An 8,413-nucleotide genomic window follows, 5' to 3' on the forward strand; every position below is an offset into this window, starting at 1 on the left:
TATTGCCTGCGATTTATTCAATTTAGTTCATTTATCCGATTCAGCGGCAACCCTTCATCAAATCGAAGGTTGGTGTCACACCTCAATGGGTAACCCAACCCATCGGGAAAGCTTCAACATTATATTTCTGATTAGCGTACGAGGTACAAACATCCCTGTGGCCGTTTTTTGCTCCTGCAAAAACGGCATTCACTACATCCATGTAGCTTATGGCAGCCAGCCTCGCCATCCATGGCGAGTCGTTCGGCCGGGCGGCGCTGCGCGCCTAAAGATACCGGCCTCACCCCCATGTGACAAAATCATCGGGAATGATTTTGAACGTGCTTTAGCACGGCCCCCGAAGGGGGGAGTCTCAGGGATGAGACGAATAAAGTAGGTCGAGATTGTTCCCGACAATCTCCGACACTTCCGCCATCCATGGCGGGCGCAACCGCCAGGCTCTCAATTTGAAGAAGGGTTACCGAAAGGTAACCCTTTTTTATTGCCTGCGATTTATTCAATTTAGTTCATTTATCCGATTCAGCGGCAACCCTTCATCAAATCGAAGGTTGGTGTCACTCCTCAATGGGAAACCCAACCCATCGGGTATCATGTTGAGACTTGTTTGCTGATTAGTGTACCGGGCACAAACGTCCCTGTGATGGCTGCCAGCGTTTTAGTAACTAGAAGTAATCTATTTTTGTTTGTGTTTAAGCTATGAAGTTTAAACCTTCCATGGTAGGGGCTTCCAGCTCGACGTCCCCTTGTCTCGCGTTCAACCCTAAAATAGCTCCAGGTATTCGCTATTTTTAAACGGGTTTCACCCATGTGCAGTCGTTTGGCCGGGCTAAGTAATGGTTGTTTGTGCAGGTTCGTCGTAAACACATCCCTGATGACCGTCACCCAGCCCCGGCATCCTTGCCGGGTCGTTCAGCCCTGACAAAGCTCCAGGTATTCGCTCCTTTGTTCCTCTCTCACCCCCATGTGATAGTTCTGTTTTATCTTAACTAGCGATTAGCTACGCTAATCTACAATGACAACCCAACCCATCGTGGTATCATGTTGAGTCTTGTTTACAGATTAGTGTAAAAGAAGGAGAGTTGTAACTATCTGATCTTTGGTTATTTTATTTTAGTGCTGAGACGGAGATTTAGGATTATTATTTCGATCTGAAAACGGTTTTTGCATGTGAGGTAAACATGTCTGATGCAGTTTCGAAGGTGCTAAACGATATGATCAAGGTCTTTATTTCTTTAGCAATTTTGGTAATAGCTGTGATTATTCTCTACAAAGAACCATTTATGTAATTTTTCTCCCCGATATCACGAGCTAACTGCGGCGATTCGTCAAAGTTAGCTCAATGTATGTTTCTGGTCTGTTACTAGGCCTATCAAGAAATTGTTTGTACCCTTGCTGTCTTCGTAAATTAATTTACCGCAATTAATTGCTACACTTAGGAATGTAGAGTTTAAAACTTAAGTGATGGACATTTCATGAAGCGTAAAGCCTTAGTTTTGCTGTTGTTAGGTGTTATCGCCTGTGCTGTGCAGGCGCAGGCGAACAAGTTGTACTACCCCAAAGCAGAGGCACATTTTGATGAACGAACGGGCTACCCGTTGCAATTGTTGCGTCTGGCATTTTCCCGCTCAGAATCACTCTCAGAATACGATCTTTATCCAGGCGAGTTGCAAATGCCCAGAGGACGCAGTTTAAAGCTGGTAGAAAAAGGACTTGGTATTGACGTCTTTTGGGCTATTTCTACCGCAGAGCGACAAGAGAACTTAAAAGAAGTTAATTTCGATATATATAAAGGTTTATTCGGTTATCGTTTGCTTTTTATTCAGCAAAATAACCTGGAAAAGTTTAAACAATTGGACCGGGTTAAGTTGCAACGAAATGTCGCCGGTTTGTCACCAGACTGGCCTGATTATCAAATCCTTAAAGCAAACGGCTTTACCGTTCAGGGTACCAGTTCTTATGCTGGTTTGTTCAAGTTATTGGAGCTGGGTAGGGTAGACTACTTGCCGCGTAGTGTGTTCGAGGCCTGGTCAGAATTAGAACATTTTCGGGAAAAAGACATGATCGTTTCTCCCAGTATCGCGCTGTATTACCCCATCAGTTTTAACTTTTATTTTAGCAAAGAGAATGCGCATTTGGCCCTGGATTTGGAAAAAGCCTTGAAAGAAATGCAATCCGATGGCAGCTTTGAGGAGTTATTTGACCTGGTCTGGCAAGATGCGCTACGAAAGTCTGAACTGGACTCTAAACTCATTTTAAAATTGAAGTATCCGTAAACGCTGTCTTGTAAGTGTGAATTTAGTTATTTGTTTTTAACATAGCTGTCATCAGATCGGGTCATGATACGTTCTTAAAACCCTAATATATAAGAAAAGACCCATGAAAATAAACACTCTGTCCCGACGTCATTTTTTAAAGCTCACTTCCAGGGGAGTGGGTTTAGCCATTGTATCTTCCGGATTGATGGCCTGTTTTGATGGTAACGATTTGTCGTTGCCTGAAGTGCCCGAACCGACACCCGTACCTGAACCCACACCAATACCTGTTGCATTCGAACACGGGGTTGCCAGTGGCGATCCGACACAGTCTGCAGTCATACTCTGGACCCGGGTTACCCCGGTTGAAGAAGGCTTTGATGGGGAGTTGCCCGTCAGTTGGGAAGTAGCCAGTGATGCTGAATTTCAGACTTTGGTCACAAATGGTTCTGCTAATATTTCAGCCGATACCGACTATACATTGAAAATCGATGCGATTGATCTGGCGGCAAATAGTACCTATTACTATCGCTTTATCAGCGGAGAAAGTACATCACCCGTTGGCGTGACTAAAACCTTACCGCAAGGTGATGTTTCTGCTGTTAAACTGGCTGTTATGTCTTGTTCAAATTTTCCGGCTGGATATTTTAATGTTTATGATTTAGCCGCAGAGCAAGACGGACTAAATGCGGTGCTGCATTTAGGCGACTATATTTACGAATATGGCCGGGATGGTTATGCCAGTGAAAATGCTGCCGCTATGGGCCGGGAAGTATTACCTGAAACAGAATTAGTGTCTCTAAGTGATTATCGCACGCGTTATGCACAATACCATACAGATCTTAGCCTGCAAAAATTACACGCCGCAGTACCGTTTATCGCGGTGTGGGATGATCACGAAGTTACCAATGACACCTGGCGAGATGGTGCTGAAAACCATCAGGTCGAAGAAGGAGACTTTGAGGAGCGTAAGTTAGTCGCGCTACAGGCTTACTTCGAATGGATGCCAATCAGACCAGTAATCGAAGATAATAATGAAGTCATTAACCGGCAGTTTAATTTTGGTAATCTGTTGGACTTGTATATGTTGGATACGCGTGTTGTGGCGAGAGATCAGCAACTCGATTACGCCAATTATATAGACCCTGCTACAGGCGCGTTAGATGCCGCCAGCTTCACTGCTGATGTTAGTGATACCAATCGCACTATGCTGGGCGCGGAACAATTGCAGTGGTTACAAGGTGCTATGACTATGTCTACAGCTACCTGGCAAGTACTGGGCCAGCAAGTGTTGATGGGCCGTATGATGCTACCTGCGGCGATCGCCACTCAACAACTGTCGGTGAGTCAATTTGCTGAATTGGCGCAGATTGCGATATTGGCTCAACGTGCACAAGCCGGAGATCCTACACTGACGGCAGAGGAACTGGCGTATCTGCAAGCAAACAGTGCACGGCTAACACCCGAGGTGATGACTCTGCTAAGTTTACCTTCTATTCCATACAATCTGGATGCATGGGATGGTTACGCATACGAACGGGAAGTCGTGTTAGCAACCGCCAAACAATTGAATAAAAACCTGGTGGTATTGGCCGGTGATACTCATAACGCCTGGGCCAATAACTTAAAAGATGTTAATGGGGATATTGTCGGTGTCGAGTTTGCGACGCCTTCGGTGTCTTCTCCCGGTCTGGAAGTGTATCTGGGGATCGCTCCCGAAGATTTGGCGGCAACGGAAGCTGGTATTCAACAGTTAGTCGAGGATCTGCAATACGTGAATGCCATGGACCGGGGTTTTATGACTCTGACTTTTACGGCTGATAAAGTGGTAAGTGAATGGCACTATGTGGATACCATCAGCAGTACGGAGTACTCTGCAAACGTTGCAAGGGCGCGCACTGCTGAATCTTCGGTGGCCAGTCCGGGTATCAGCCTGCTATAAGACGGAACAACAGGGCGGGAAACCGCCCTGTTACAAGCGTTATAGTGATCACATCATGTTATCTGCAGAGCAGTAGTCCAGATTTGGGCCTTCTTCTGCAGAATAGATCTCAACCCTTTGGTAATCCAGCCCGGTAAAAGCATCTTCAATAGTGTCGCTAAATATATCGGTTTCGGCGCTAATTTGTTCTCCCAGACTGCCCAGCGCTTCAAAATCTGCCTCATGGACCGCCATCAAAGCGGACAGCTTATCGGCCACAATTTGCTGCTCTTTCATCAGTTCTTTGTCGATGTACAGTGTTTGTTCAGTCTCCTGGATGGCTAATCTGGTTAGTTCCTCAATTTCTTTGCCATAACCTGAAAGCTGTTTTTCAACCGATTTTAAGGGTTGGTGGATGGATTTCATCTGTTCTTCCAGGGACTGGATTTTCAACCAGGCTTTGGTCTCTTCTTCCGACAGCGCAATGTGTTTGATGATTTGACAATCGTTAATGGCTGCGGCGTATGTTGCAGGCAATGTCTGATTTGCCAGTGCATAGATGGAGATTAATAAACCGGTAGCAGACGTAATAACGATCTTGTCTAAACTTTTCATAGCAACGACCTTTTGTCAGGGAATTGTTATGTAAGTCGTCAATCAATATGAAAAAGTTTGAGGAGCAATAAAAATAAAGGAGTAAAAGTTTGTCGATGTCGGAAAGTAAACAAGGCGACTTGTTTAAGTCGCCGTAGAGCTTTTATGCGGTTACCAGTACTTTGCCATTGCGTTCGCCTTGTGCGGCATAAGCAACCGCTTCTTTAATGTCTGCCACCTTGAAGACCTTGTCAATGGGGGCAGATAGCTTACCGGTAGCTATCAGCATCGCTAATTCGTTATACAGCTTTTGCTGTGCTTCTTTGCTGGCGTGTTGAAACCACAAAGCCAACCAAAAGCCTTTCACAGTGATATCTTTGAAAATCAGATTCGCAGACGAAACCTGCGCCGCTTCTCCGCTCATCATGCCATAGTTTACCAGCGTACCCTGAGTGGCCAGGCAATCTGCTAATCGGTTAGATGCCGCTCCGCCTACTGCGTCAATAGCCAGTTTAATGTCGGCTTTGTCGGTGGCTTTGCGAACTCGTTTAGGTAAATCGTCTCCGTCTACCAGTACCAGGTCAGCGCCGATATTCTGTAAAGGCTGTATCAGTGATTCGCGACGTACAATATTGATCGTTCTGAGGCCCTTTAACTTAGCCAGTTGGATCAAGTAATTGCCCACCGCTGAATTGGCTGCGTTTTGGATAACCCAGTCGCCGGGTTTTAAATCGGCAAACTCTGATAGCATTAATGCCGCAGTCGGTGGATTTATGGAAAGCATCGAAAGCTGTTGCGGATCCGCTCCTTCAGGCAACGGGATGAGCTTTTTAGCCGGTGCAACAATATGGGTTGACCAGGTGCCAATCCCTACAGGCAGTAATACCGACTGGCCTTCGACCAGGCCTGTGACATTACCTCCCAGCGATACCACTCTGGCGACTCCCTCATTACCGCCAATCGCCGGTAAAGGCGGCAAAATGCCGTATAAACCGGTTAAGGTAAGCACATCAGAAGGATTAATAGGAGAGGCCTGCAATTCCAGTAAGACTTCATCTGCTTGTAATTCAGGCGCTTCAAATTCAATTGCCTTGATGACGTCCTGAGGCACAGGCCCACGGTGTTGGTATTCTGCTTTTAACATGATTATCCTTGAATGGTCAGCTTGATAACTGAGTGTAGCAGGCTTGTTAAAAATTTAAACGACTGTTTGAAATTAGTTATTGGTAGTTGTTTGATGCTTGCTTTTTATAGGACTGATTTTGGTGGGCAAGATAACAATGACAGACAAGCTAGCCAACAGCACGGCGACGATGTCGCCAATATCAAACACACCCAGTTTAAAAAAGGGTTGAATGCACTCGTAGAGCACACACCCGACAGAAACCGCAACAATGGTTTTGAGAGTTGGTTGCAGTTTATCTAAATAAATGGCAAGGAAGATGAGTGTTATACATCCCAGGTAACTGGTCATTGAGTTTGCAACACCAAAATCCCAGACATTATTTTTATAGATCCAGGGTCTGTATAGCTCAGAAGAAATGGGGTTCAAAATAAAAGTCAGGGCGATTGCCCATTTGCAATAGAGGGGATTGAGCTTTTTAAATTCCAGCATTGGTTAGTCTCTGTAACACCCTGTGCAACACTGAAAAAGTGCTGCAAAGGTGTGTTTAATTAAACTTTTTATTGTCGTTGTATTCTGCTGGCAACACCGTTGTTCCGGGACATTTGTCCGCCGCTACTGGTTCGCCGCGGTGTCGAAGCTAACTCGTTTGCGATAAATTTGATGCCATCATAGATCAGACCGCCAACCAGTGCCCCCGGGACAAAGCCCGCAGCGGGATTGCCGCCATATACATTGTTTACTTCTGAAATGTTTAATTCATTCATAACTGTGTCCTTGTTTGTTTGATTTTTATCCCTGTAATCTCGGGACCATTTAAAGCTAAAGCAATTTTTCATCTAAATATACTGTACTGAAGTACAGGTTTTGGATTGGTAAAAGCTCACTTGAGGGCTGCTGTTACCAATGTCGCTTTAGGTGTCCGGCAGTGCTTTGGTTCAGGAGTAGAAAAATCCCCCTGATTTCAGGGAAAGTCAGCGGATTAACCCCCTGAAATGATTTGTTTAAGTTCATCTGATGATTTGCGCCTGTGAGTTTCCACGTAGGTTTGCAGAAATTCATAGGTAGCTTTGGGGTTTTGCCCCTGCATGATCTTAAGCGCAGCGTCTTTGACCAGGGTTTGATAGAGCAATATTTCATTACTGCGGGCGTTGAGCTTTTTCGCCAAAGGCGTAGTAATGCCATTGGCAATCAAGGCGCCATATAGTGTGGTTAACAGTGCTATTGCCATACTGGGGCCTATAGTTTTTGGGTCCTCCATATTTTGCAGCATAGCAACCAGACCAATTAAGGTACCCACCATGCCCATGGCGGGAGCAAACTCAGAAAAGGTCTTCATTACCTTGACCGATTGCTGATTGCGCTCCCGGGTGAGATAGATTTCTTTATTAAGTAAGGCATCAATGGTTTCATGGTCGTAACCGTCTACCAGCATATCCACTGTTTTGGCTACAAAAGGGTCATCAAGCTGTTCATTTTCCAGAGCTAATAAACCGCCTTTTCTGGATTTATCCGCCATTCGTATACAGACGTCGATAGTCTCTTCCATATTGTGACTGTTACTTTTAAAAGCCAGCCAGATATTGCCCGTGGCATTGAGAAACACTTTCGGCCTGACACTCAACATAGTTGCCCCGAGGGTCCCCAGTATAACAATGGCGATTGAGCTGGGGCTGATGTAGTTGCTGATGGATTCACCGCCGGTGGATATACCGGCAACTATCGCAAAAATAACCAGGAATATGCCGATGACTGAACCTTTATCCATTTACAGAATTCTCGTTTAACATTTCATTTATTTGGGTAACAGAGGCAAAAATGCGGACTCTTTGGCTTTGCCTTGCGATATGGTGATTTCAACCCGCCGGTTTTGGCGCATATTTTCCGGGCTATCATTGGGCACCAGTGGCTGGCTGGCAGCCATGCCTCTGACGATGAGGTTGTTTAGTTGTCCGTTGTAGTTGAGTACCCGTGCCACCGAAATAGCCCTGACCGCAGAAAGTTCCAGATTGTCCTGGAATAACTCATTGCTTAAGGTCCTGCTGTCTGTATGACCGGACACCACCAATTGCCCAGGAATATCCACCAGAACATTGCCGAGCTTTTGTAACACCGGTTTTAATCTGGGTTGCAGAAATCCACTGCCCGAAGCAAAGGAACCATGTTCTTTTATCCGAATAACCAGTTGCTGTCCCTGATTATCCAGTTCGAATTGTCCGGCGTTAATCTGGTCTTTCAAGGCGTTTCTGACTTTGTTGCGTAGCACATCTGGCTCAGGTTTATGCTGCCCATTTAAATTATCACTGTTATGCTCAACTTTACTTTTGGATGGCGCAATATCTTCTGTAAAGCTGTGTTGTTGCTCAAAGGTTACCTGTTCGATGCGTGTCATTGGCGAGGTGTCTGGTTTACCTGGGCGAAATTCCTGAGCTATTACACTGGTACCTTCGGCGTTTTTCAAGGTAGTTGTCGCCTAAGCCGTTAAGCTGCTTCTTTTTTGCTCTCCGGATTAAGTTCCACAAC

General features: G+C 45.5%; 8 protein-coding genes. 2 read left to right on the top strand and 6 right to left on the bottom strand.

Annotation, left to right across the window (positions count from 1 at the left end; genetic code table 11):
- Nucleotides 1–1,472 precede the first annotated feature (1,472 nt).
- On the top strand, nucleotides 1,473–2,273 hold the full coding sequence (locus AC0J20_RS22870) for a hypothetical protein (RefSeq protein WP_473023526.1): 801 nt from the start codon (nucleotides 1,473–1,475) through the stop codon (nucleotides 2,271–2,273).
- Nucleotides 2,274–2,376: 103 nt separating this feature from the next.
- Complete coding sequence (locus AC0J20_RS22875) at nucleotides 2,377–4,194, top strand: alkaline phosphatase D family protein (protein WP_473023527.1); 1,818 nt, start codon at nucleotides 2,377–2,379, stop codon at nucleotides 4,192–4,194.
- Between the two features lie 48 nt (nucleotides 4,195–4,242).
- Here AC0J20_RS22875 and AC0J20_RS22880 read toward each other — a convergent pair whose 3' ends face one another.
- From AC0J20_RS22880 to AC0J20_RS22905, 6 genes are all read right to left on the bottom strand, one after another.
- Complete coding sequence (locus tag AC0J20_RS22880; RefSeq protein ID WP_473023528.1) at nucleotides 4,243–4,788, bottom strand: hypothetical protein; 546 nt, start codon at nucleotides 4,786–4,788, stop codon at nucleotides 4,243–4,245.
- A 142-nt stretch (nucleotides 4,789–4,930) separates the two neighbouring features.
- Complete coding sequence (locus tag AC0J20_RS22885) at nucleotides 4,931–5,911, bottom strand: zinc-dependent alcohol dehydrogenase family protein (protein WP_473023529.1); 981 nt, start codon at nucleotides 5,909–5,911, stop codon at nucleotides 4,931–4,933.
- 72 nt (nucleotides 5,912–5,983) lie between these two features.
- Nucleotides 5,984–6,382 (bottom strand): hypothetical protein, encoded by a 399-nt coding sequence (locus AC0J20_RS22890; protein ID WP_473023530.1) that lies wholly within the window; start codon nucleotides 6,380–6,382, stop codon nucleotides 5,984–5,986.
- 68 nt (nucleotides 6,383–6,450) lie between these two features.
- Nucleotides 6,451–6,657, bottom strand: a complete 207-nt coding sequence (locus AC0J20_RS22895; protein ID WP_473023531.1) for a hypothetical protein — start codon at nucleotides 6,655–6,657, stop codon at nucleotides 6,451–6,453.
- A gap of 215 nt (nucleotides 6,658–6,872) precedes the next feature.
- Nucleotides 6,873–7,658: a motility protein A gene (locus tag AC0J20_RS22900; protein ID WP_229529625.1), complete on the bottom strand. Its 786-nt coding sequence runs from the start codon at nucleotides 7,656–7,658 to the stop codon at nucleotides 6,873–6,875.
- A gap of 27 nt (nucleotides 7,659–7,685) precedes the next feature.
- The gene (locus AC0J20_RS22905; RefSeq protein ID WP_473023532.1) at nucleotides 7,686–8,351 is read right to left on the bottom strand and encodes an OmpA family protein; all 666 of its coding nucleotides are present in this window, start codon (nucleotides 8,349–8,351) and stop codon (nucleotides 7,686–7,688) included.
- Nucleotides 8,352–8,413: the final 62 nt, after the last annotated feature.

Source organism: Planctobacterium sp. R6, assembly GCF_055755215.1.